This window comes from Nocardioides oleivorans, assembly GCF_004137255.1.
In the GTDB taxonomy this organism is placed as follows: Bacteria; Actinomycetota; Actinomycetes; order Propionibacteriales; family Nocardioidaceae; genus Nocardioides; species Nocardioides oleivorans.
Map to the genome: position 1 here is coordinate 64,176 of NZ_SDWT01000002.1, position 21,721 is coordinate 85,896.

General features: G+C 72.4%; 22 protein-coding genes. 3 read left to right on the plus strand and 19 right to left on the minus strand.

All coding sequences use genetic code 11. The features are described from left to right. Nucleotides 1-212: 212 nt before the first annotated feature. The 16 genes from EUA93_RS16125 to EUA93_RS16200 all read right to left on the minus strand — a co-directional run bounded on the left by EUA93_RS16125 (nt 213) and on the right by EUA93_RS16200 (nt 14,741). Nucleotides 213-833: a helix-turn-helix transcriptional regulator gene (locus tag EUA93_RS16125; protein WP_207208800.1), complete on the minus strand. Its 621-nt coding sequence runs from the start codon at nt 831-833 to the stop codon at nt 213-215. A 151-nt stretch (nt 834-984) separates the two neighbouring features. Then, on the minus strand, nt 985-2,079 hold the full coding sequence (locus EUA93_RS16130) for a glycosyltransferase family 4 protein (protein WP_129401349.1): 1,095 nt from the start codon (nt 2,077-2,079) through the stop codon (nt 985-987). A gap of 61 nt (nt 2,080-2,140) precedes the next feature. Then, nucleotides 2,141-2,827 carry a LuxR C-terminal-related transcriptional regulator gene (locus EUA93_RS16135; protein ID WP_129401350.1) on the minus strand — a complete coding sequence of 229 codons (687 nt, stop codon included), beginning with the start codon at nt 2,825-2,827 and terminating at the stop codon, nt 2,141-2,143. Between the two features lie 82 nt (nt 2,828-2,909). Further along, a complete protein-coding gene (idi, locus tag EUA93_RS16140; RefSeq protein ID WP_129401351.1) occupies nt 2,910-3,506 on the minus strand; it encodes an isopentenyl-diphosphate Delta-isomerase in 597 nt (198 codons plus the stop codon). After that, a complete protein-coding gene (locus EUA93_RS16145) occupies nt 3,503-4,342 on the minus strand; it encodes a phosphatase PAP2 family protein (protein WP_165355195.1) in 840 nt (279 codons plus the stop codon). The genes idi and EUA93_RS16145 overlap by 4 nt, the downstream gene beginning before the upstream one ends. 56 nt (nt 4,343-4,398) lie before the next feature. Beyond that, on the minus strand, nt 4,399-4,899 hold the full coding sequence (locus EUA93_RS16150) for a glycosyl-4,4'-diaponeurosporenoate acyltransferase CrtO family protein (protein WP_129401353.1): 501 nt from the start codon (nt 4,897-4,899) through the stop codon (nt 4,399-4,401). Further along, on the minus strand, nt 4,899-6,053 hold the full coding sequence (locus EUA93_RS16155; protein ID WP_129401354.1) for a glycosyltransferase family 2 protein: 1,155 nt from the start codon (nt 6,051-6,053) through the stop codon (nt 4,899-4,901). Before EUA93_RS16155 ends, EUA93_RS16150 begins: the two co-directional genes overlap by 1 nt. Continuing rightward, the gene (locus EUA93_RS16160; protein ID WP_129401355.1) at nt 6,050-7,441 is read right to left on the minus strand and encodes a cytochrome P450; all 1,392 of its coding nucleotides are present in this window, start codon (nt 7,439-7,441) and stop codon (nt 6,050-6,052) included. Before EUA93_RS16160 ends, EUA93_RS16155 begins: the two co-directional genes overlap by 4 nt. After that, nucleotides 7,438-7,794, minus strand: a complete 357-nt coding sequence (locus EUA93_RS16165; RefSeq protein ID WP_129401356.1) for a lycopene cyclase domain-containing protein — start codon at nt 7,792-7,794, stop codon at nt 7,438-7,440. Before EUA93_RS16165 ends, EUA93_RS16160 begins: the two co-directional genes overlap by 4 nt. Then, complete coding sequence (locus EUA93_RS16170) at nt 7,791-8,159, minus strand: lycopene cyclase domain-containing protein (protein WP_129401357.1); 369 nt, start codon at nt 8,157-8,159, stop codon at nt 7,791-7,793. The genes EUA93_RS16165 and EUA93_RS16170 overlap by 4 nt, the downstream gene beginning before the upstream one ends. Further along, nucleotides 8,156-9,775: a phytoene desaturase family protein gene (gene crtI / locus EUA93_RS16175; RefSeq protein ID WP_129401773.1), complete on the minus strand. Its 1,620-nt coding sequence runs from the start codon at nt 9,773-9,775 to the stop codon at nt 8,156-8,158. The genes EUA93_RS16170 and crtI overlap by 4 nt, the downstream gene beginning before the upstream one ends. Beyond that, on the minus strand, nt 9,775-10,659 hold the full coding sequence (locus EUA93_RS16180) for a phytoene/squalene synthase family protein (protein WP_129401358.1): 885 nt from the start codon (nt 10,657-10,659) through the stop codon (nt 9,775-9,777). Before EUA93_RS16180 ends, crtI begins: the two co-directional genes overlap by 1 nt. Next, the gene (locus EUA93_RS16185) at nt 10,656-11,699 is read right to left on the minus strand and encodes a polyprenyl synthetase family protein (RefSeq protein ID WP_129401359.1); all 1,044 of its coding nucleotides are present in this window, start codon (nt 11,697-11,699) and stop codon (nt 10,656-10,658) included. The genes EUA93_RS16180 and EUA93_RS16185 overlap by 4 nt, the downstream gene beginning before the upstream one ends. A gap of 171 nt (nt 11,700-11,870) precedes the next feature. Continuing rightward, nucleotides 11,871-13,142: a glycosyltransferase gene (locus tag EUA93_RS21830; RefSeq protein ID WP_207208802.1), complete on the minus strand. Its 1,272-nt coding sequence runs from the start codon at nt 13,140-13,142 to the stop codon at nt 11,871-11,873. Beyond that, complete coding sequence (locus tag EUA93_RS16195; protein WP_129401360.1) at nt 13,139-14,149, minus strand: glycosyltransferase family protein; 1,011 nt, start codon at nt 14,147-14,149, stop codon at nt 13,139-13,141. The genes EUA93_RS21830 and EUA93_RS16195 overlap by 4 nt, the downstream gene beginning before the upstream one ends. A 313-nt stretch (nt 14,150-14,462) precedes the next feature. Further along, on the minus strand, nt 14,463-14,741 hold the full coding sequence (locus EUA93_RS16200; RefSeq protein WP_129401361.1) for a GlsB/YeaQ/YmgE family stress response membrane protein: 279 nt from the start codon (nt 14,739-14,741) through the stop codon (nt 14,463-14,465). Between the two features lie 103 nt (nt 14,742-14,844). Between EUA93_RS16200 and EUA93_RS16205 the strand changes: the two genes are divergently transcribed. Continuing rightward, a complete protein-coding gene (locus tag EUA93_RS16205) occupies nt 14,845-15,510 on the plus strand; it encodes a helix-turn-helix transcriptional regulator (protein ID WP_242497458.1) in 666 nt (221 codons plus the stop codon). A 10-nt stretch (nt 15,511-15,520) separates the two neighbouring features. Here EUA93_RS16205 and EUA93_RS16210 read toward each other — a convergent pair whose 3' ends face one another. Genes EUA93_RS16210 through EUA93_RS16220 form a run of 3 tightly spaced genes read right to left on the minus strand, consistent with a single transcriptional unit; the run spans nt 15,521 to nt 19,054 of the window. Further along, a complete protein-coding gene (locus EUA93_RS16210) occupies nt 15,521-16,447 on the minus strand; it encodes a threonine/serine dehydratase (RefSeq protein ID WP_207208803.1) in 927 nt (308 codons plus the stop codon). A 31-nt stretch (nt 16,448-16,478) separates the two neighbouring features. Continuing rightward, nucleotides 16,479-17,564, minus strand: a complete 1,086-nt coding sequence (locus tag EUA93_RS16215) for an ArsB/NhaD family transporter (protein ID WP_129401362.1) — start codon at nt 17,562-17,564, stop codon at nt 16,479-16,481. After that, a complete protein-coding gene (locus tag EUA93_RS16220; protein WP_129401363.1) occupies nt 17,564-19,054 on the minus strand; it encodes a sulfatase family protein in 1,491 nt (496 codons plus the stop codon). The genes EUA93_RS16215 and EUA93_RS16220 overlap by 1 nt, the downstream gene beginning before the upstream one ends. 237 nt (nt 19,055-19,291) lie before the next feature. Between EUA93_RS16220 and EUA93_RS16225 the strand changes: the two genes are divergently transcribed. Together EUA93_RS16225 and EUA93_RS16230 are read left to right on the plus strand one after the other, a co-directional pair. Continuing rightward, on the plus strand, nt 19,292-20,668 hold the full coding sequence (locus EUA93_RS16225) for a hemolysin family protein (RefSeq protein ID WP_129401364.1): 1,377 nt from the start codon (nt 19,292-19,294) through the stop codon (nt 20,666-20,668). After that, a complete protein-coding gene (locus EUA93_RS16230; RefSeq protein ID WP_129401365.1) occupies nt 20,658-21,719 on the plus strand; it encodes a hemolysin family protein in 1,062 nt (353 codons plus the stop codon). Before EUA93_RS16225 ends, EUA93_RS16230 begins: the two co-directional genes overlap by 11 nt. The last annotated feature ends 2 nt before the right edge of the window (nt 21,720-21,721 follow it).

A 21,721-nucleotide genomic window follows, 5' to 3' on the forward strand; every position in this document is an offset into this window, starting at 1 on the left:
GGGCAACGGCGACAGCACTCCGACGCGCCTCCCTGAGCCGAGCGAGCCCGACCAGGCTGTAGCGAAGGGGGCGTGCCGCCTGGCCGGGCCCCTACGCGGCCGTAGCCGAGACCTGCTCGGACCGGCTCGCGCACTCGAGGTGTAGCGGGGTGTCGCCATCGTGGCACGGTGCGCCAAGGACACCGCCGTCCTCACGCGGCGACGGTGATCCCTCAGCCGGGCTGTGCGTCCAGACGTGAGCCGATGGGTGCGTGGAGGCCGTGGGTCATGGCCCACAGCACGGCCCTGGTGCGGCTGTCGACGTCGATGACGCGGTAGGCGCCACGGATGTAGGACTTCACCGAGTTGATGCTGAGGTGGCAGCGAGCGGCGATCTCGTGGTTGCTCAGGCCGGCAGCGATCAGGGTCAGCACGTCCGACTCGCGCTCGGTGAGCCCGAAGCCCTGACCCGGCCAGTCCTCCGCCCGGACGTCGTCGGGAGCGATGACGCGCCTGCCGCCGTGGATGGCGAGAAGCGCCTCGAGCAGGTCGCCACGCGGTAGTGCGGTGCTCACGTAGCCGGCGTACCCGCGGGCGAAGAACGCCCCGGCGGTCCACGGCTCGAACGACCCGGTCAACACCGCGACGCGGCGCACCTGCGGGTCGGCCAGGAGGCGCGTCAGCCGCGCCGGCTCGTCGTCCGGTCTGTTGGCGGGGTCGACGAGCACCAGGTCGACCGCTTGGTGGCTCTTCGAGCGGAGTGCCACGAGCTCGATGTCAACCGCGTCCCGGCTGAGGATGGCGGCGATGCCTGAGTCGACGATGTCGTCGTGGTTGAGCAGTGCGATGCGCATGATCCGGATCGGTCCTCCTGGGCGTGTGCGAGCTGGAAGACGCGAGGCGGGAATCAAGGGCGCGCGTTGGGACCGAACCTAGCCTCGCCCACCGACAGTGGCCCCCGACCACGACAGGGCGGGGTCGTCCGGCGGACCCGGCAGGTGCCGGTCAGGCGGCCAGCCTGCGGTCCTGCATGCGTGCGTAGAGGTCTTCGTAGCGGTCGACCATCGCACCCAGGCTGAGGGAGGCGACGGCGTGTGCGCGGCACGTGGCCCGGTCCAGCGAGATCGCCTCGGTGATCGCACGCGCGAGGTCGTCGACGTCGCCCGGGAGGGCGAGGCGCCCCGTGCCCGGTGCGATCACCTCGGGAAGTCCGCCGCGCGCGTAGGCGGCGACCGGCGTACCGCACGCGAGTGCTTCGGCCGCGACCAGCCCGTAGGGCTCGTCCCACACGGGAGTGACGAGGGCCACCGACGACGCGCCCACGAGGTCGGCCAGGTCGGCCTGGTCGAGGTGGCCCGCGTAGGTCGCTTCTGCCCCGAGGAGCGGCTCGACGAGCTCGCGGTAGTAGCCCATGTCCAGGATCGGCCCCGCGAGCACCAGGGGGACCCCGGCGCGTCGCGCGGCCAGCACGGCGTGGTGCGGGGCCTTCTCCGCGACCAGGCGTCCGGACCACACGGCCGTGCTGCTGCCCGGACCGGCGGTCCAGCGGTCGACGTCGATGCCGTTGGGGACGTAGGTGGTGTCGGTGACCGCCGCCCAGGTGTCGGCGGTGTGCTGTGACACGGCAGCGAAGGAGCTGGCACCTCGATCCAGCCGGATCGCCGACTCGAGCCACGGGAAGGGGGGAGTGTGCAGGGTCGTCACCATGGGCATCGGCAACGTGCGTGCCATCGCCACCGGGAGGTAGTGGAGGCTGTTGTTGTGCATGACGTCGAATCCGTCACCGGCACTGGCCAGGTCGAGCATCAGCGAGAGGTAGGCATGGTGCTCGGCGACCTCCACCGCGGCCGGTACGTCGATGTCCTGGCGACCGGACTGCGCAGGGACGGAGTCGACCTCGAGCTCGATGACGCCGAGGGACGGGTCCGAGCCCGGCGCCGCGAACAGCGAGACCTCGTGACCCCGGCGGACGAGCTCGCGCGCGAGGTGCCACGTCATCGACTCCAGACCGCCCGTGAACGGCTCGACGATCGGGAACCGGCAGTTGGCCACGAGACAGATCCGCAGGGGGTCGTGCTCTCGGCGTGGGATGGCGGTCATGTGGTCGCCGACGCTAGGCGGTGCCGGTCACCGTGGCCCACACCCCGATGGGTCCACCTGCTCAGTGCGAGGAGTCGTCGTGGCTGAGCGGGTCCTCGCGCGGGTGGCTCTCGATCGCCTGGGAGCCGCTGCTCGACCGGTGGGGCCGGACCACGGTGCGGGCGAGCGTCGTGAGTCCGTGGGTGAGCGCCCACAGCACGGCCCTGGCGCGGCTCTCGACACCGACGGTGCGGTAGGCGGCGCGGATGGCGGACTTGACCGAGCTCACGCTGAGGTCGAGCTCGGTGGCGATCTCTCCGTTGCTGTGGCCGGCGGCGAGGCGGGTCATCACGTCGGACTCGCGCTCGGTGAGCCCGTGCACCTGACCCGGCCACTCCTGGAGGGGGCTGTCATCGGGGCCGAGCACGCGGCCCCCGGCGCCGATGGCGCGGAGCGCGGTGACGAGGTCGTGGGCGGACAGGTCGGCCGAGAGGTAGCCGGCATGGCCGCGGGCGAAGTACTCGTCGGCGGTCCTGGGGTCGAACGAGCTCGTCAGCACGGCGACCTTCCGGACCTGGGGGTCGGCCAGCAGACGCGTGAGGTGCGCAGGTTCGTCGTCCGGAGCCATGGCGGGATCGAGGAGCACCAGGTCGACGGGGCGTGCGTCGCGGGCGAGGAGGTCGACGAGCTCGAGGTGGGGTGCCGCGCGGACGATCGCCGCGACGGCGGAGGTGACCACGTCGTCGTGGTTCAGGAGTGCTGGACGCATGGGGGCTCACGTCCTTCGGGATGCGGTGTGGGGTGGGCGCAGGGATCGGGTCACAGCAGGCCGCGACGGCCGACGACCCTTCTCACGTCACGACTCCCTGCGCGGCGAGGGGGAGGTCTGTCGGTGGGGCCGGGGCGGCTTCCAGCGGCTCCCGCGGCATCTGCTCGACCTGCAGACGGCACCAGGTCGAGACCTCGCGGCCTCCGCTGATCACCGACTCGCGGAAGTCGCGCCACGGTTCCCACACGGTGGCCTCGACCTCCGAGGGGTCCGGCGCCAGCGACTCGTCGACCGTCGCGACGAAGACCGGGCACATCTCGTTCTCCACGACCCCGGCCTGCTCTGCGCGGTAGCGGAAGCGTGGCAGCACCAGCTTGAGGTCGCGTGGTGTGACTCCCAGCTCCTGCTCGACGCGGCGTCGTACGGCCGCCTCCATCGGTTCACCGGGCCCGGGGTGGCCGCAGCAGCTGTTGGTCCACACGCCCGGGAAGGTCCGCTTGCCGATCGCTCGCTGGGTGACGAGGACGTTGCCGCGCTCGTCGAAGAGGTAGCAGGAGAAGGCGAGGTGCAGTGGGGTGTCCTGGTGGTGGACACGGGCCTTGTCCGCGGTGCCCGTGGGACGTCCCTCCTCGTCGAGGAGGACCACCAGCTCGGGCTGCCGGTCGGTCGTGGTGGTCATGGGCTCCTCCGAGCGTCTCGTGCTGGTGGGACCTCAGCGGTCCGTCGACGGTCTCCGGCGCGTGGGCGAGCGGACCTGGCGAGTCCTGCGGCGAACATCCCCGCCCCGGCCACGAGCCATCCCGCCAGGACGTCGACGACGTAGTGCTCGCCCGTGTAGACGAGGGTCAGGGCCATCGCAGCCGCATAGGCCACGAGGACTGCTCGCAGCCGCGGTCCCGTCGACGACCACAGGAACAGCGCGGTCAGGAGCGCGGCCCCCGCGTGCAGCGACGGCATGGCGGCCACCGGGTTGCTGGCCCCCTGGCCGAGGTCGACGACCGACGTCACCCAGTCGAGACCCAGGTGCCCCCACCCGGCCCCGGAGATGCGGTCGACCTCCCCGATGTCGCCACGCTCCGACGCCAGCCACGGGGGAGCCGCCGGGTAGGCGACGTAGCCGATGACTCCCACCACCGACATCGTCAGCACGGCTGCGAGCCACTCGCCGAAACGATCGCGCAGCCGGAACCACGCCAAGGCCGTGAGGAGCGGGATGACGAGGAAGTGGGTGACGTAGACGACTGCCGCGACGGCGTCCCACCAGTGGGTGGTGCCGTCGACGAGCCGGGACTGGAGACACACGCTCGGCACCGCGCCGAAGATCGCGTCATCGGCGCGTGCCGGCCCGAGCACGTGCAGCGGTGCGCCGAGGCGGTTGGTCAGCTGGCCGTCACCGGCGCCCAACGGCTTCGTGACCCACTGGGCCAGCCAGTACGCCACGAGGATGACGCTCAGCGGTGACCAGGCGATGAGCAGCTGGGCCACCGGCCCGTGCCGGGTTCCGGAGCCGGGCACGAGTGGCGCCGCGCGTGCGACGTCGTCGGTCGCAGACCTCAGCTCGGTCCGTCCCCTCACAGCCCGGCCTCACGTCGACCCAGGCGCTCGACGAGCGGTTGCGTGCGGAACCGGTTGTAGCGCTGGATGAGGATGAAGGGCAGGTTCGCCAGCACTCCGTAGGCGATCAGCAGACCCGCTGCCACCGGGGGGTTCCAGAGCACGAACAGCGGCCCGCACCACAGGGCCCACCAGTGCCCGAGCTCGGCGCGCCGGGTCTCCCGGACGAAGGTGCGGAGGCCGTCGACGTCGCGTGCCGGCAGCTGCCGCTTGCTGATGCCGCCCTCGAAGAGCGCCCCCGCCTCCGGGAGCCGGTCCTTCCACCGGTGGATCCGCAACCACCGCCGGTAGCACCGTCCGCGGTCCTCGAACGCCCGCGGTCGCAGGCCCCACCGGTCGCGATCGAGCTGCGCGTCGGACAGTCGGTGGGCGGCGTACCCGGTGGCCGCGTGGAAGGCACCCCACGCGACGATGTCGACCACGACCGTGAGCGCCTGGGGCATGACGAGCCTCAGCATCAGACGGCCTCCTCGCTCGTGTCGTGTTGTCGCACGTCGACGTCGCGCCCACGCCACGTCACCGAGCGACGTACGACGGTGAGCGCGGCGGAGCGCGCGAAGACCAGGTCGAACGCCAGGAGGGGCACGGGGAACACGAGCCACGTCCACCAGCGGAAGGAACCGGTCCGGCGCAGGAGCGAGCGGACCTGGAAGGCGAGGGCGGGGTAGGCGAGGATCCACAGCAGGGGACTCCCCACGAGCCACGCCCCGCCCGCGCCGGTCAGCAGCGAGACGGTGCCGACGACGGCCCCCACTGCGACCGCGTGGTGCGCGGACACCCACGCGACCGTCCCGAGCGTCGCTGCAGGTGAGGCGGACGAGGCGCCCGAGGCGATGTTCTTCGTCCAGCCGGCCACCAGCTGGCCGAGACCGTCCGGATAGCTGCGCATGCGCACGTCCGTGGCTCCCACGGCGCACCAGACCGGGAGGCCGGCGCGCCGGTAGGCGGCTGCGAGGGCCGCGTCGTCCAGCACGTCGCGCCGGACAGCGGCGTGGCCACCGGCTCGGTCCAGGTCGGCTCGGGAGGTCAGCAGGCAGGGACCGAACGCCATGGGTGTGCGGGCCGGTCGGCCGGTGAAGGCGGAGCTGGCCATCACCGCGACGAGGTTGAAGTAGGCGGACAGCTGCTCGTGGGGGCGTACGACGCGGTGGAACGGTTGCACGGACACGAGGCCGCCGTGCTGCTCGTGTGCCTCGACGAGTGCGCCCAGTGCGTGTGGGGCCAGCTCGGTGTCCGCGTCGAGGAAGAGCAGCAGGTCGTGGGTCGTGTGGTGCATCCCCGTCCAGCAGGCCCAGGCCTTGCCCGTCCACCCGACCGGCGGGGGATCAGCCGAGATCACCCGTGCCCCTGCGGACCTCGCCACCGCAGCGGTCTGGTCCGCCGAGTCGTCGTCGACCACGACGACCTCGGCGACGGGGTGCTCCTGCGCGTCGAGCGAGCGGAGGAGCCGGGGAAGGTTGCCCTCCTCGTCGCGGGCGGGGACGACCACCGACACGGGAGATGGCGGATCCGCCCTCGACGAGGTCGCGGGCAGGGTGCGCAGGTCGGCGGTCAGGTAGCCCGCCCACGCCGCCACGACCAGCAGGCCGAGCGCGATCAGCACGCTGCTCATCGATGCTCCGTCCGCGTGAGGACGAGGGGCATGCCGCCGTCCGGGTGCAGGGCGACCTTGGCCCGCGCCGCGGGGCGGGACCAGCCGTCCGGGACGTCGACCCGGTGCTCGCGCAGCAGCTCGGCCAGGACGACCACCATCTCGCCGAGGGCGAAGTCGCGACCGATGCACAACCGCGGTCCCTGCCCGAACGGGAGGTACGCCGTCCGCCCGGCGCCCTGCTCGAGGAAGCGTTCGGGTCGGAACGCCGGCGGCTCGGTCCAGGTGTCCTCGCGCCGGTGCACCAGCCAGGGGCTGATGATGGCCAGGGTGCCGGGCGGCACCCGGCGACCACCGAGGACGTCGTCCTCCTGCGACCGGCGCGAGAGCGCCCAGGCCGGGGGGTAGAGGCGCAGCGCCTCGTCGATGACCGCACGGGTCCAGGGCAGGCTGTCGCGGTGGTCGAGCAACGTGACCGGCCGGCCGTGCCCGGCGAGCTCGGCCCGCAGCCTGTCCTGTGCCTGGGGGTGCTCGGCGAGCAGCATGAGGGTCCAGGCCAGTGCTGCTGCCACCGTCTCGTGGCCGGCGACCACCATGGTGATGAGCTCGTCGCGGACGGCCTGGTCGCTCAGCCCGCTGTCGAGCAGCAGCCCGAGCAGGTCGTCGCCGTGTTGGGTGGCCACCCCACCCGTCCGGCTGCCGCGAGCACGTCGCTGCGCGATGATCGTGGCCGAGCCGGCGTCGAGCTGGCGCCGGGCCCTGGCCAGTCGGAGGTTGGTGCGCGTCGGTGCCCACCGCGCGGTGGGCAGGACGGATCGTCCGAGTCGCACCACGAGCTCGGCGGCGTCGCTGGTCGCGGTGAGCAGCTGGTGCGCCTGCCCGGACAGGTCGGCCGAGAAGAGCGCACGCCCGACGGCGTCCAGTCCGATGGTGTGGGTGAGTGCGGCGACGTCGACGAGGGTGCCCTCGGAGAGGTCCCGTCGCGTGACGACGCCTTCCACTGCTTCGGCTGCGGCAGCCCGGACCTGGTCGCTCACGGCGATGAGGCGTTCGTGGTGGAACGCGGGGGAGGCGATGCGACGGTGCTCGATCCAGGTCGGCTCCGCGGAGGCGAGCAGCCCGGGGCCCGTCACGCGCGCCAGGGCGGCGTACTGCACGGTCTGCTTGCGCCAGTTGCGCGCAGACACCTGGAGCACGTGCCGGACGTCGTCGGGATCGTTGACCAGGAGCGCCGGGGGACCGGGCACAGGGAAGGCGACGAGGTCGCCGAAGCGTTCGGACACGGAGGTCAGGAAGGTCAGCGGATCAGCCCGGATGGACCGGAAGCCACGCGCCATGTCGAGGGAGGTGGGCCCGGGCACGCCGATGTCGGTGGGCTGCATGGCCTGCAGCCGGGTGGCCACGCTCACGCGTCCACCTCACCGAGGTCGTCGCGCTCGTCGACACTGCGAGGGCCGTACCAGGTCCACGCCACGCAGGTCGCCAGGACGAGCGCGAAGCCGAAGGCGAGGTCCTCGACCGGTGCGTACAGCAGGCGGCCGTCGCCCACGAGCACGATGCGGTCGCTCCCGAGGATGGCGTCCGGGTCGTACTGCACGATGCCGCGCCCGGTCAGCCACCCGTTGGTGAGGAGCTGGAAGAACACGATGATCGCGTAGGACAGCCACCAGTCCCGCGTCGTGGTCAACCGCGTCCGCACCACCCAGCGGTCCAGCACCAGTGCGACGACGACCCCCACGGCCGCCAGGACCGTGTACGTCATCGCGACCCCTGCTGGTCGCGACCACTGGTGCGACGGAACGCACCCGGACCTCGACCCCGGCGCGCGGCACGGACGCCCTCGAGGGTCAGGATCGAGACGAACGGGATGACGACGAAGAAGGCGATCTCCTCGAGCGGCAGTCCGGCGACGCGCCACGGCAGGGTCTGGCCGGCGTCGAAGCGCCAGTGCCCGACGTGGGTCGCGTAGAGGTCCCAGGCCAGGAAGGGCAGGCCGGCCGTCACGATCGCGAGCAGCAGGCGTCGTGGTTGCCGCAGGACGCGCAGCCGGAAGGCCGGGACGAGGGGGAGCGTCCCCGCCAGGCAGAAGGCGAGCATGGCCGCGTAGGACCAGTGCGGAAGGCTCATCCGTCCACCGGCTGCGACGACCGGTCGCCCGTGAGCCGCTTGAGGACCAGCTCGGCGCTGATCAGGCACATGGGAAGGCCCACGCCGGGGATGGTGCTCGACCCGGCGTAGAGCAGGCCCTCGACCTTGCGCGAGACGTTGCCCGGACGGAAGAACGCGCTCTGCTGGAGCGTGTGCTCGAGGCCGAGCGCGCCCCCGCGCCATGCGTGGTAGCGGCTCGCGAAGTCGGCGGGTCCGATCGTCTGGCGCACGGTGATCCGCTCGCGCAGGTCGGGGACGTCGGCCCAGGAGGCGATCATGTCGATCGCCGCGTCCGCCGCGCGTTCCACCCCGGGGGAGCCCGCACCGTCGGCGCCACCGTGTCCGAGGCTGGTGTCGGCCGGCACCGGGACGAGCACGAAGAGGTTCTCGGAGCCGGGTGGGGCCACGGTCGGGTCCGTCTCCGACGGCTTGCACACGTAGATGGACGCCGGGTCCGGGACCCGTGACGGCTGCTCGAAGATGTCGCCGAAGTTCTGTCGCCAGTCCGCGGTGAAGAAGAGCGAGTGGTGGGGCAGCTCCGGCAGCTCGCCGTCCACGCCGAGCAGGGCGAGCACGGCGCCCGGTCCGGGTGATCGGCTGGTCCACGTGGGCTCGGGATGGGTCTGGTGCTCGTCGGCCAGCAGCTCGGTCTCCACGTGGTGGAGGTCGGCGGCTCCCACCACGACGTCGGCGGGCAACGTGACGGGTCGACGGCCCCCGTCCGTGTACTCGACACCGTGGACCCTCGGCCGACGGCCGCCCTCCTGGTCCGTCAGGATGGCGGTCACCTCGGCCTCCCGGTGCAGCCGTGCACCGTGCCGCTCCGCCAGGGACGCGATCACCTCGATCAGCCGGCTGAAGCCGCCCTGGGGGTAGAGGACCCGGTCGCCGAGGTCGAGGTGGGTCATCAGGTGGTAGATGCTGGGCGTGCGATCGGGGGACGAGCCGAGGAACACGGCGGGGTAGCCGAGCACCTGTCGCAACCGGGTGTCGGAGAAGTTGCGGGACACGTGGCTCTCGAGGGAGCGGCCCAGGAGCCGGGCGAGCTTCGGGGTCCGCCGTACGACGTCGGTGCCGAGCAGCTGGCCCACGCTGTCGAAGCTGGTGTAGAGGAACCGGCGCAACGCCATCTCGTAGGTGTCCTCGGCGGAGCGGAGGTAGTCGTCGAGCCGCCTGCCCGCGCCGGGCTCGATCGCCTCGAACAGGGCCCGGTTGTGTGCTCGGTCCGGCCGCAGGTCGACGGGGTCGGGCCGACCCTCGAAGAAGACGCGATAGCTGGGGTCGAGGGTGACGAGGTCGAGCTCGGCCTCCGCCGAGGTGCCCAGCAGCTCGAAGAAGTGCTCGAACACCTCGGGCATGAGGTACCACGACGCACCGGTGTCGAACCGGAAGCCGTCGCGCTCCAGGCTCCCGACCCTCCCGCCGAGGTCGCGGTTCCTCTCGAGGAGGTCGACGCTGTAGCCGCGGGAGGCGAGGAGCGCAGCCGTGGCGAGACCGGAGATGCCGCCGCCGATCACCACGACCCGCGTGGGAGAACCGTCGTCGGCCGGGGTCGGGAGCGCAGGGCTCCCCGACACGAGCTCGGGCAGGCGCATCACGCACGACCCTCGTGCAGCGCGCCGAGCAGCAGTCGCAGCTTCGCCGACCGGGGGACGCTGATGCGCCGGCGCCGGATCTCCGCGGCGGGTGTGTCACCCAGCCGGGTCGCCAGCTCGGCGAAGGTCGCATGTGCGGCCCGCACGGCCCGACGACTGCTCGGGGGCAGGTCGGGGATCACGGCTGCGGCCGCCGCGAGGTCGGCATCGATGTCGGCCAGGATGCGGTCCCGGTCACCGTCGGAGAAGTCGTCCACGTCGAGTCCGGGGAAGTAGTCGCGTCGCAGGACGTCGTGGTCGTCGGCCAGGTCACGGATGAAGTTCAGCTTCTGGAAGGCGGCGCCCAGTCGGCGAGCGCCTGGGGCGAGCCGCTCGTAGTGTCGCGACCTGTCCGCGGGCGCGTCCGGCGCGGCGAGGAAGGCTCGCAGGCACATGAGCCCCACCACCTCGGCGGATCCGTACACGTAGGTCTCGAAGCTGGCCTGGGTGTGCACGCGCACGTCGAGGTCGCTGCGCATGGAGGCGAAGAACGGTTCGACGACCTCCTGCTCGATTCCCACCGCCACCGCCGTCCGGGCGAAGGCGTGCACGACGAGGTTCGCGCTGTAGCCGGTGCGGAGTGCGTGGGCGACGTCGTCCTGCAGCCAGTCCAACATCGTGGCCCGGGCCGACGCGTCGAGTGCGGGGTCGGGGTTGTCGACGATCTCGTCGGCCACGCGCACGAGCGCGTAGATGTTGCACACCTGCGTCCGCACAGGTTCGGCGAGGAGGCGGGAGGCCAGCCCGAACGAGCTCGAGTACTGCCGGATGACCACAGCGGAGCTCGCCTCGGACACCACGTCGTAGAGGGTGCGTCCGCTGGCGCGACCGGTGAAGACGCTCATGCCGCTGTCCCCTGACCGGCGACCACCAGTGGCGGCCTGGCCATGAGCTCGTCGACGAAGTCGAGCGAGACACCCATGTCGGCGAGGACCTCGCGTGCTGCCACGAGGTGCTCCTCGACCAGTGTCTCGACGAAGGCACGCGACCCGGAGGACGCGAGGAGGTCGCGCACGTCGTCGAGCTCTGCGGTCTCGAGGTCGCGCCCCACGAAGCTGCTGATCGCCTCCCACTGGGGTGTGGACCGGGCGTGCACCAGAAGCGGCGTCTGCTTGCCGGTGCGGAGGTCACCCGTGGCGCTCTTGCCCGACTGCTCGGGGTCACCGAAGACGCCGATCAGGTCGTCGACGAGCTGGAAGGCGAGGCCGAGCGAGCGCCCCGCCTCGCCCAGTCGGGTCGTCGTGGGTGGCTCGGCGCCGGCCAGCACGGATCCGGCCTGCAGCGGGAGCGCGAACGAGTAGGCGCTGGTCTTCAGCTCCTCCATCTGCAGGCTCTCGTCGAGGGTGACGGCGGCCGTTCCCAGGGCGAGGCGGACGTCGGCCAGCTCACCCGCCGCGGTGGTGTGGAGCGCGAGGTCGAACAGGTCGAGGAGCCCGTGCACGACGTCGGGAGGTGCGTCACAGGTGGCGACGGTGCGCAGGGCGGCAGCGAGGGCGAGGTCGCCGGCCAGGACCGCAGCGGCGAGCCCGTAGCCGCCGGCGGCGAGCGCTCCGGCACCTGACGACGTGGCGTCGGCGCGGAAGGTGCCGCTCACGTTGGGTCGCCCACGCCGCACGTGGTCGTCGTCGATCACGTCGTCGTGGATGACGAATGCCGTGTGGAGCATCTCGATGGCGGCCCCGACCTCGGCTGCGGCGCCCGGCCGGACGCCGCCGAGGGCGTCATGGGTGGCCATCACGAGCCGGGGCCGGAACCGCTTGCCGCCCTGCAACGCCAGGTCGAGGGCGTCCCAGAGGAGGAGGTGGTGGCGGTCCACAGCAGCCGCGCGGGCCCGGCCCTGCTCGGTGAGCCGACGCAGGACTGCGTCGGCGTCGATCTCCAGCATGCTTCTCCTCTCGTCAAGCTTCGTGCGAGCAAACCTAGGCAGGATGTGGAAGTCAATCTACGCACGACACGAGGGACGTGCCGTGCTGGCCCGTGCACCTGACGCCAGCGAGACCGTCGTGGGTCGCGCGGCCGCGGATCGGCCCGTCGACCAGTGGCGACCGGTCGTCGCTCACCGTCGCCATCCTCCCAGCCACGACTCCAACGTGTCGCGCGATGTCCACGGGCGGAGCCCGGTGTCGATCGGCGGTCCCGGGGGTGCGAGCTCGGGTCGGCACCACCGGGCGGCCCGGCGCTCGAGCCGGAGGTCGTGCAGCTCGGCGCACCCGTGCGCGACCGTCGCGGTCGCGGCGGTGCCGCCGAGGGCGGTGAGCAGGCCGGCCCACGCCGCGCTGTCGCCGGTGAGTCCCTCACGGACCACCACGTGCAGCCGCGCGGTGTCGGGCACCCCCTGCTCGGCCGGGAGGACGCGCGGGTCGTCGCCCACCACGCGACGGTGGTCCGCCCCGAGCCGCACCGCGACGCGAGGCAGGGCGGCGAGCAGGGAGTCGACGGTGACGAGCAGCTCGGTGTCGGTCAGCTCGGGGGTGCAGGTCACCACGACCTCGGCCGGCCCCCTCGCGAGCCCGCGCCAGGTCGTGCCGACGGCCGAGGTCCTGTCGGCGACGGCCACCGTCTCCTGCAGGCGCGCGGCCGGGTGGCGGCCGCGCTCCCCGGCGTCCGGCCCGTCGTGCCAGGCGACGGCGTCCGGACAGTGCGCGAGCAGCCCTCCGGCCGTCCACGACCGGTGCGCGAGCTCCCAGTCCTCGCCCCCGTAGGAGCTGAACGTCTCGTCGAAGCCGCCGACCTCGTCGAACCACCACCGGCTGCACGCGAGGACCGCGGAGATGACGAACCGGTGCGCCGTGGCGTCCGCGTCGAGGAGGTCGCGGGTGTCGGCATAGGCCCGGCGCAGCCACTCCGGCTCGGGCAGCTCGTGGGGCGGCGCCACGTCCTCGATGGCGCCCTCGACGCTCGAGCCCGACAGGTCGGCGTGGCGGCGACGACCCACCACGAGGGCCTCGGGGAGCGACTCGGGCAGCCGCACCATGTGCTCGACGAACCGGGCCTCGGGGGTGGTGTCCGCGTCGAGCAGCACCACCACCTCGCCGGTGCTGGCGGCCACGCCCAGGTTGCGCGCGGCCGCGGCCCGGAAGCCGTCGTCGGACTGCCGCACCAGCCGCACGCCTGCCGGGACCGTCGGGGGCCTCCGCGATCCGTCGTCCGCGACGACGACCTCGTCCGGTGGACGAGTCTGGCGGCGCAGCGCTGCGAGGGTCCGGTCCAGCTCGGCCTGCTGCTCGTAGAGCGCCACCACGACGGACACGGTTCGACGGGGTGGTCGTCGCGGTGCCAGGTCCCACCGGTTGCCGACCACGCTCGCGCCGTAGGGCGGGGTCCTCACCCGTCCACCGTCGACCACCAGGCGTGGTACGCGGCTGCCGTGTCGTCGAGCCCCGGTCCGAGATCGGTCCCCGGTGACGTCCACGTCGTGGCGGGGTCTTGCAGCGCGGCCTCGAGCGCGGGGACCAGCGACCCGTCGTCGAAGAGCGTCATCGTCCCGGGCCGGAGGACGGCCATCTCGCGGGCGTAGGCACCGTCACGCACGAGGGGACGGCGCCCGGCGGCGATCCAGGAGTTGAGGCTCCCCGACGCCGACACGTTGCGGTGCGCCACGACCGGCACGGTGACGCCTCGCAGTGCGCCGGCCACGTCGCCCTCCGGGACCCGACCGACGACGTCCACCGGCACGCCGCGAGCGCGGCTCGTCCGCAGGAGGACGTCGACCTCGTCGTCGTGCCCCGGTGCGGCCCTGCCGAGCACCCGGACCTGCGCCAGTCGCCCGGCGCGGCGCAGCGCGGACGCCGCCCGGACGACCTGGCGATGACCCTTGCCGGGATAGACGAAGCCGAACACGCCCAGCACCGGGACGGCGTTGCGCTCGACGGTGTCCGGGTCACGCAGCAGCGTGCGGAAGACCGGGAGCGGGATCACCGACCCGCGGGGGTCGTCGGTGCACCACCGGCCGACCAGTGAGTGCTCGTGCCACGAGTTCGTGACCCACGCGCGACTGGCCCGGACCATGCGGCTGTACGCCGCCGCGCGGGCGTGGAACACGGGTCCGTCCGTGGGCTGGGGGACGTCGTGCAGCGTCAGGGTCAGGGCCACTCGTCGTGCGAGCCGCTCGACCGCGGACGCCGCCTCGGCGGGGTCGCGGGCCAGCAGGCGGTCGGTCACGTGCAGGTGGACGCGCGTCCCGGCGACGAGCTCCTGGGCGCGACGCGCCACGGGAGCCCCGGCGGCGCCCGCCACCTCGCCGGCGTACCGGGTCACCCCGTGCGTGTCGGAGCCCAGCAGGAGGTGGAGCGGTGTCGCGCGGTCGTACGCGCGGAGGGCGGGGGACTGCAGCACGCTGACATCCTTGCCCGCACCCGAGCGGATCCGGCTCCCCCCAAAGCGGGTGCGCACCGGAGCACGACCCACCCGAGCGGGCGATTCCCTGCGTCGGGCGGACGGGTACGGTCGTGGGGTCTTCGAGTGACCTCACCACTACCGGGTGGTGGCTCCACCCGCGATGGGTGATCGTTGACAGTGCGACCTGGCCCCGGAAGATGGCCAGGTCGCACCCATGCTGACTCCCGGGACGCTACGGGGGACCACCGACAGTGGCCCTGGGGATGCGGGAGCCACAGCGTGTGCAGCCCCCGCATCCCGGACGGTGGGGTCAGACGTGCGCGGAGCTGCGGCGCTGCGACATCTGCCAGATGACCAGGGCGATGACCGCACCGATGATCGAGCCGATGATGCCGGCGGGCTGGAGGAAGCCGTCACCGGCGTCCTTGCCGAAGAGCAGGTAGCCGAGGAAGCCCCCGACCAGCGAGCCGATGATGCCGAGGCCGATGGTCGCCACGATCGACATGTCCTGGCGTCCGGGCACGAGCAGTCGCGCCACGAAGCCGGCGATGGCACCGACCACGAGGATGGTGAGGATGAGTCCGAGCATGTGAGTGCCTTCCGTTCGAGGGCCACGGTGGCGGCCCTTGGGGTACACAGAATCACCCCCCGGGGAGGTCAAACACACCCCGCGGTGGGTTAGGCTCACCTCTGTGACCCAGCCCGCTCGCCCCATCGAGGTCGCGATCGTCGACGACTACGACGTCGTGGTCGTCGGAGTCGCCCACATGCTGGAGCCCTATCGCGACCGCGTGGTGGTGGCCGAGCTCGACACCAACAAGCCGCTGGTCGACGAGGTGGACGTCGCGCTCTACGACTCCTTCGCCCAGCCGGAGTCCGACCACGACGAGGTCAAGGCGCTGGTCGACAACCCACGTGCCCGCAAGGTGGTGATCTACACGTGGAACTTCCACCCCGACCTCCTCGACATGGCGCGCGACCTCGGCGTGGACGGCTACCTCTCCAAGGCGCTGTCGGCTCGCGAGCTGGTGGCGGCGCTCGAGGCCGTCCACGACGGCGAGACCGTCATCAACGAGCCCTCCACGAGGACGACCCGCACCACCGCCGGCGACTGGCCCGGACGCAGCGAGGGCCTGTCCGACCGCGAGGCAGAGATCCTCGCCCTGATCACCCAGGGGAAGAACAACGCCGAGGTGGCGGCGCTGACCTACCTGAGCCCCAACACGGTCAAGTCCTACATCCGCGGGCTCTATCGCAAGATCGACGTCGAGAGCCGCACCCAGGCCGTGCTCTGGGGCGTGCGCCACGGCTTCATGCCCGACCACCGTCGCATCGACCACTGGCGCGGCGGCCCGTGAGCGGCGACCGTCAGGCGAGCGTCGCCGGATCGGTGTTCGCGCCGCAGACGACGACCGCGACCCGCTCGCCGTCGGCTGGCACGTAGGCGCCGGCCAGGAGGGCGGCGTACGCCGTCGCAGCGCCGTGCTCGGACGCGATCCGGTGCTCGCGCCACAGCTCCTGCCGGGCCCGGACGATGTCGTCGTCGGACACCAGCACCGGGACGGGCGCCTCGGCCTGCTGCGCGGCGAACGCCAGGTCGCCGATGCGGCGGGCACCCAGGGAGTCGGCGGCGACGCCCGAGACCTGGACGTCGACGGGCCGGCCGGCCTCGATGGCGGAGTGCAGGGTCGGGATGGACGTCGGCTCGACGGCGACGACGCGCGCCCGGCCGCGCGCGGCGGCCGCCACGCCGGCGTACAGGCCCCCACCCCCGACCGCCATGACGATCGTGTCGATCGACGGCTCGTCCTCGAGGACCTCCTCGGCCAGCGTGCCGGCGCCCGCCACCACGTCGGGCTGGTCGTAGGCGTGCGCGAGGACGGCGCCCTCCGCCCCGGCGAACGTGACGGCGGCGGAGTAGGCCTCGGCGTACTCCCGCCCGGCCCGTCGCACGACCGCGCCGTAGGCCTCGATCCGGGCGACCTTCACGGCAGGTGCGGTCTCGGGCACGAACACGGTCGCGCGGATGCCGAGCTCGCGAGCGGCGTAGGCCTGGGCGAGGCCGGCGTTGCCGCCCGAGGCGACCACGATGCCCGCGTCACCGAGCTCACCGCGCTCGAGGGCTGCGAGCTGGCGGTTGAAGGCACCCCGCGTCTTGAAGACGCCGCAGTGCTGGAGCTGCTCGCACTTGAGCCAGGCCGTGTCCGGTCCGACCGGGGCGAGCAGGGGAGTGCGTCGGACCCGCCCGCGGATCCGGTCGTGGGCGGCCAGCACGTCGTCGCGGGTGATCAGCACGGGACCAGTATTCGCGACCACCGGGGGAGGGTCAGCGCAGGGTCAGGGTGGCCGTCACGACGCAGAGCGTGGCGCAGATCGTGCCCCAGCCGGCGAGCTTGAGCAGGGGGATCCGGAGGCCGGCCGAGCGGCAGCGCTGGAGCCACAGGAGGGTGGCGAGCGAGGCCCAGGGCGTGACCAGTGCGCCGGCGTTGACACCGATGAGCGTCGCGACGAGACGGCGTACGTCGTCGGCGGCCGACGGCTCGACCAGCAGGTAGGCCGGGAGGTTGTTGACCAGGTTGGCGAGAAGCGCGGAGGCACCCGAGAGGTGCAGCAGGTCCAGGGTGCGGGTGCCGGTGCCGACCGCCGGTGCGAGCCAGTCGAGCAGGCCCTCGGACTGGGCGACCCGCAGCAGTCCGGCGACGACGACGAACACACCGGCCATCAACCACGGCGGGCTCACCTCGCGCAGGAGCGACGGTGCGCGCCACGCGGTGGCCGCCAGCAGCACGAGTGCCGAGGCGAGGGAGACCACGGCGGGCTCGAGGCCGATGGCGAAGAGGGGACCGATGGCCAGGCACACGACGCCGCTGATCACGAGGAGCGCCCGGTCGTGGGGTTCGGCGGGCGGGTCGACGTCGTACGTCCCGCGCAGCGCACGTCGCTGGAGGACGGCGATCAGCAGCAGCGTCACGACGATCGCGGTGACGGCGGGCACGGCTGCCGTGCGGACGTAGTCGCCGTGGCCGGCGCCGAGGTCCTCGAAGCGGTGCACGGCGAGCAGGTTGGTGAGGTTGGAGACCGGGAGCAGGAGCGAGCCGGTGTTCGCGATCCAGAGCGTCGTCAGCGCGAACGGCATCGGCGCGATCCCGGTCTGCTGCGCGATCGCGAGGCCGACCGGGGTGAGCAGCACCGCGGTCGTGTCGAGGCTGAGCACGATCGTGCACACGACGGCGAGGGCGGCGAAGGTGAGCCACAGCAGGAGCACCCGGTGGCGGGCCCGGCGCGCCATCGCGTGCGCCGCGACGTCGAAGACGCCGGCCAGCTGGGCGATCTCGGCGGTCACGGTGATCGCGACGAGGAAGATCGCGACCGGGAGGACCTGCTCGACGACGGGGTGGAGGGCGTCGCTCATCAGGGTGCCGGCTCGGGGAGCGGGCCGAAGACCTGGTTGCAGGTCCAGCCGGCGCACGTGACGAGCTGGGCGCGGCGCTGCTCCAGCGCAGCGCGCACCTCGGCGTAGCGCGGGTCGTCGACGACGTTGACCATGCCGTCGGGGTCGGCGAGGCGGTCGTAGAGGAACGCCTCGGTCCCGTCGGTGCCGTAGAGGTAGCGCTCGGTGCGGACGCCGCGGTGCGACCACCCGTCGCCGAGGGTGCGGCCGGTCTGGATGAGCGTGGTGTCGCGGAAGGGCTGCTCGTCGCCCATGAGCGTCGGGACCAGGGAGGTGCCGTCGATCGTCCACTGGGGCTGTACGCCGGTGAGGTCGGCGAAGGTCGCCGGCAGGTCGACCAGCGTGACGGGCAGGTCGGAGGTGGTGCCGGCCGGGATCCCGGGGCCCCGGATGACGAGCGGCACCTGCAGGGCCTCGTCGGTGAGCACGTCCTTGCCGGTGTAGCGGTGCTCGCCCAGCGAGTAGCCGTTGTCGGAGGAGAACACGATGTAGGTGTCGTCCAGCACGCCGGAGTCGTCGAGGGTCTGCACCAGCGACCCGACGGCGCGGTCCACCGCCTGGAGCGACTCCAGCCGGGCGGAGCTCTCGGCCTGCACCTCGTCGCGGTCGACGCGCGGCAGGTTGCGCAGGTAGCGCGGCTGGTCGGACACGTCGGCCTCGTCGAAAGCCGGGTCGTCGAACGACGCCGGACGCTGGTCGGCGTACGTGCCGCGGTCCTGCGGCATCGCCGGCGGGAGGCTGCGCCCGCCCTCCGGCGTGATCCGGTAGTGCGGCGCGAGGTGCCACGCGTAGACCAGGAAGGGGTCGCCGGTCGCGGCGAAGTCGCGGATCGAGTCGTCGGTGTGCTCCTCGATGACCGTCGTGATGTAGCTGTCGGTGTAGCGCGTGGGAGTGCCGTCGCCGGTCATCGTGAAGTTCACGTAGTCGTAGGTGCCGCGGGTCAGCGCGTCCCACCGCGTCCAGCCCGAGGGTCGTGCGTCCTGCGGGTGGTAGCCGTTGAGGAACTTGCCCGCGAAGCCGGTCTGGTAGCCCGCGTCGCGGAACCACCGGCTCGCCTCGCGGGTCGGGTCGAGCGCCTGGAAGCCGCCGTGCTCGCCGCGGTTGTGCTGCACGCCGTTGTTCTGCGCGTACTGACCCGTGGCCAGCTGGGCGCGCGCCGGGCAGCACAGCGGGTGCGGAGAGATCGCGTCGGTGAACTCCATGCCCTGGTCGGCGAGCAGGCGCCGCGTGATCGGCATGTGGTCCAGGTCGTCGTCGCGCATGTCGTCGGTCAGCACGAAGACGATGTTGGGCTGCGTGGGAGCGGCCGCGTCCGCGGGTGCCTGCGTGCCCTGCGCGAGGCTGACCGCATCCGATCCGGCCCCGGAGCCGTCGATGGCGGTCACCGTCGCGAGGGTGGCGACGAGCACGACCAGCAGAGCAGCCGCGATCGACTGTGCCCACGCTCGCATCTACGCATTCCTCGCCGGGCCCGTGAAGGACCTGTGTCTCGCCCCTGTGTCGGCGCAACAGTAGGCGGCGTGCGGGCGCCTTCCCAAGGCGACACGACGACTGGGGCGAAGGTGCCCCGAACCGTTACGCTTTCACCTCGCCGACGCCTGCGATCCACGACCAGAAAGAGCACCAGCGCCGACCATGGACGAGAGTCAAAGTCCCCGCACGACCGCACTGATCCTCGGGTGCGCGTCGTGACCCCCTTCGTGCTGCTGCTCGTCTCGCTGGCCCTCGTGGCCGCCTGCGGACTCTTCGTCGCAGCCGAGTTCTCCTTCGTCACCGTCGACCGGCCCAGCGTCGAGCGCGCCGCGGCCTCCGGTGACGAGGGCGCCCGTGGCGTCCAGCTCGCGCTGCGCTCGCTGTCGACCCAGCTGTCGGGCGCCCAGGTCGGCATCACCGTGACCAACCTGGCCATCGGCTTCCTGGCCGAGCCCGCCATCGCCGACCTCATCCACGACCCGCTCGCGGCCGTCGGCGTGCCCGAGGGCGCGGTGACCCCGCTGTCGCTCTTCCTCGGCCTCGCCCTCGGCACCGTGATGACGATGATCTTCGGCGAGATGGTGCCCAAGAACATCGCCATCGCCAAGCCGCTCGAGACCGCGCGCAACACCCAGGGCTTCATGCGTGGCTTCACCGCGCTCACCAAGCGCCCGATCCGCGTCCTCAACGGCTCCGCCAACGCGATCGTCCGGCGCCTGGGGATCGAGCCGCAGGAGGAGCTCCGCTCGGCCCGCAGCTCGCAGGAGCTCTCCTCGCTGGTCCAGCGCTCCGCGGACCAGGGCACCCTCGACGCCGACACCGCCGAGCTCGTCGAGCGCTCGGTCGAGTTCGGCACCCGCACCACCGGCGAGATCATGACGCCTCGCGTGCGCACCACGACCGTCGAGGACGGCGACCGCGTCTCCGCCGTCATCGACCTCGCCCGCCAGACCGGCCACTCGCGCTTCCCGGTGCTCGACGCCGAGGACGTCGTCGTCGGCACGGTCCACGTCAAGCACGCGGTCGCCGTGCCCGTGCACGAGCGGGCCACCACCCGGATCAGGCACGTGATGGTCAGGCCGGTCGTGGTCCCCGACAGCCTGCGGCTCGACCCGCTCCTCGCCCTGCTCCGCCAGGACGGCTTCCAGATGGCCATCGTGCTCGACGAGTACGGCGGCCACGCCGGGATCGTGACGCTCGAGGACGTCGTCGAGGAGATCGTCGGCGACATCTCCGACGAGCACGACCGCCTCGGCGCCCGCATCCGCCAGCGGCGCGACGGGAGCTGGACGCTGTCCGGCCTGCTGCGCCCCGACGAGGTGGAGGACGTCACCGAGGTCGAGCTGCCCGACCACGAGGACTACGACACCGTCGCCGGCCTCGTCATGCGCGAGCTCGGCAAGATCCCGCAGCCCGGCGACCGCGTCGAGCTCGCCGTGCCCGACCGCAGCGACCCGCACGAGCTCCGCGAGCGCCTGGTCACCCTGACCGTCGAGCGGATGGACGGCCTGCGCATCGACCGCCTCGACCTGCGGGTCGTGGCGACCGCCGACGTGGCCGCCGCGAAGGCGGGTGCCTCCCGTGAGCAGTGACCTCTTCGGCGTCGTCCTCGCCGTCGTCCTCCTGGCGCTCAACGCGTTCTTCGTCGGCTCGGAGTTCGCGCTGCTCGCCGCGCGGCGCAGCCAGATCGAGCCGCGTGCCCAAGAGGGCTCGCGGGCCGCCCGCACGACCCTGCGCGCCATGGAGAACGTCTCGCTCGTGATGGCCGGGGCCCAGCTCGGCATCACCGTCTGCTCGCTCGGCCTCGGTGCCATCGGCGAGCCCGCGGTGGCCCACCTGCTCGAACCCCTCTTCCACCAGGCCCGCCTGCCCGACGACCTGCTCCACCCGGTGTCCTTCGTGGTCGCCATGTCGATCGTGGTCTACCTCCATGTCGTGCTGGGCGAGATGGTGCCGAAGAACATCGCGCTGGCCGGTGCCGACCGCGCCGCGATGGTGCTGAGCCCGCCGATGATGGTGATCGTCACGGTGCTCCGCCCCGTCATCGGCCTGATGAACATGATGGCCAACGGCGTGCTGCGCCTGCTGAGGATCGAGCCCAAGGACGAGGTGCACTCGAGCTTCACCCGCGAGGAGGTCGCCGCGCTCGTCGAGGAGTCGCGCGGCGAGGGCCTGATCGAGGCCGAGGAGTACGACCGCCTCGCCGGCGCGCTGGGCTTCACCGAGAAGGCCGTGTCGTCGATCCTCATGACGCCCGACACCCTGGCCACCGTGGCTCCCGGCTCGACGGTGGCCGACGTGGAGGCCGTCTGCGCCTCGACCGGGTTCAGCCGGTTCCCGGTGGCGACCGCCGACGGCTCGCTCCTGGGCTACCTCCACATCAAGGACGCCCTGGAGTCCGACGACGACAAGCGCTCGCGGGTGATCGAGGACAAGTGGATCCGGCCGTTCGCGACCGTCCACCCCGACGACCTGCTCCACGACGCCCTGGAGAGCCTGCAGGTCAAGGGCGCGCACATGGCCCGTGTCGTGCAGCGCGACGGTGCGGTCGTCGGCCTCGTCACCCTCGAGGACGTGCTCGAGGAGCTCGTCGGCGAGATCCGGGACGCGGCACACCACGACGTGTCCACGGCCGACGCCTGAGC

Coding starts and splice junctions, on each gene's coding strand:
- EUA93_RS16125 (WP_207208800.1), bottom strand. CDS start 833: ATGCGCATCGCACTGCTCAACCACGACGACATCGTCGACTCAGGCATC.
- EUA93_RS16130 (WP_129401349.1), bottom strand. CDS start 2,079: ATGACCGCCATCCCACGCCGAGAGCACGACCCCCTGCGGATCTGTCTC.
- EUA93_RS16135 (WP_129401350.1), bottom strand. CDS start 2,827: ATGCGTCCAGCACTCCTGAACCACGACGACGTGGTCACCTCCGCCGTC.
- idi (WP_129401351.1), bottom strand. CDS start 3,506: ATGACCACCACGACCGACCGGCAGCCCGAGCTGGTGGTCCTCCTCGAC.
- EUA93_RS16150 (WP_129401353.1), bottom strand. CDS start 4,899: ATGCTGAGGCTCGTCATGCCCCAGGCGCTCACGGTCGTGGTCGACATC.
- EUA93_RS16155 (WP_129401354.1), bottom strand. CDS start 6,053: ATGAGCAGCGTGCTGATCGCGCTCGGCCTGCTGGTCGTGGCGGCGTGG.
- EUA93_RS16165 (WP_129401356.1), bottom strand. CDS start 7,794: ATGACGTACACGGTCCTGGCGGCCGTGGGGGTCGTCGTCGCACTGGTG.
- EUA93_RS16170 (WP_129401357.1), bottom strand. CDS start 8,159: ATGAGCCTTCCGCACTGGTCCTACGCGGCCATGCTCGCCTTCTGCCTG.
- crtI (WP_129401773.1), bottom strand. CDS start 9,775: ATGCGCCTGCCCGAGCTCGTGTCGGGGAGCCCTGCGCTCCCGACCCCG.
- EUA93_RS16180 (WP_129401358.1), bottom strand. CDS start 10,659: ATGAGCGTCTTCACCGGTCGCGCCAGCGGACGCACCCTCTACGACGTG.
- EUA93_RS16185 (WP_129401359.1), bottom strand. CDS start 11,699: ATGCTGGAGATCGACGCCGACGCAGTCCTGCGTCGGCTCACCGAGCAG.
- EUA93_RS16200 (WP_129401361.1), bottom strand. CDS start 14,741: ATGCTCGGACTCATCCTCACCATCCTCGTGGTCGGTGCCATCGCCGGC.
- EUA93_RS16215 (WP_129401362.1), bottom strand. CDS start 17,564: ATGAGCGACGCCCTCCACCCCGTCGTCGAGCAGGTCCTCCCGGTCGCG.
- EUA93_RS16220 (WP_129401363.1), bottom strand. CDS start 19,054: ATGCGAGCGTGGGCACAGTCGATCGCGGCTGCTCTGCTGGTCGTGCTC.